The sequence below is a fragment of the Psychrobacter sp. 1044 genome (assembly GCF_904846525.1).
Lineage (GTDB): Bacteria > Pseudomonadota > Gammaproteobacteria > Pseudomonadales > Moraxellaceae > Psychrobacter.
This window is the reverse complement of the sequence record NZ_CAJHAZ010000057.1, coordinates 1-848: the sequence shown is the minus strand read 5'-3', so window position 1 is coordinate 848 and position 848 is coordinate 1. Positions and strand designations below refer to the sequence as shown.

Annotated in this window: 1 pseudogene; it reads right to left on the bottom strand. The window is 33.5% G+C overall.

Going from position 1 to position 848, the window contains the following annotated elements:
* Positions 1–465, bottom strand: a pseudogene (locus JMX82_RS14170) (methylenetetrahydrofolate reductase); the annotation flags it as partial.
* Positions 466–848 lie beyond the last annotated feature (383 nt).

The window sequence follows — 848 nt, the reverse complement described above, 5'->3', positions numbered from 1 at the left end:
ATATTGAGCATCATGTTCAGCTTCATTATATTTAAATGGATTGAATGCGACTCCGATATTAAATCAACCATGTTGTTTGGCAGTCATTACCGCATTTACAGACTCTAAATAACGTGTACGCTTCAGATACGAGTCTTCATCAACATGATTTTTTAATTTATCACCAGTAAGTAAAAGTAAGTTTTGAATATTGGCAGAATTTGCTTGATCTAAAAATTTGTAAAAATCCTGTATATCTCTATCTTTACCTGCAAAGTGCAATACTTTATCAATTCCTGCTGGATAAAAAAAACTTGCATCAAGTGGACTCATATCTTGATCTGAATGTACTCGATCTGCTAAAGTCATCAATGCTGGAAAATCTGTAAGCATAGTTTTGACAGCAAACTTATTTGGTATAGATGTTAGATATTCGATCAAAACACAAAATTTATTTTGTGAAAAATAATGCACAAGGTCGGCCATAAGTTACTACGAATGATTGAGAGTTCAAAATAAAAAATATGATGTAATGTCTAACATCATACGCACCTTATTCTAAGTCAAAAATGAGAGCTATAACACTCTTATTTTTATTGTTATATACCCTACTCTTAACTTGAAACAAGCAATTTAAACTGAGGTGGCGGGTTACCAAGTTTTTGGTTGTGAACCGCCCCGACTATATCGGAGGCTAATTTGCTTGAGTCAGGCACAGGCGTAGCGATTCACAACTTTCATTTGACAAATATTATTACAAACTTTCAAAATTATTGTGAGTATGTGAGTATGTGAGTATGTGAGTATGTGAGTATGTGAGTATGTGAGTATGTGAGTATGTGAGTATGTGAGTATGTGAGTATGTGAGT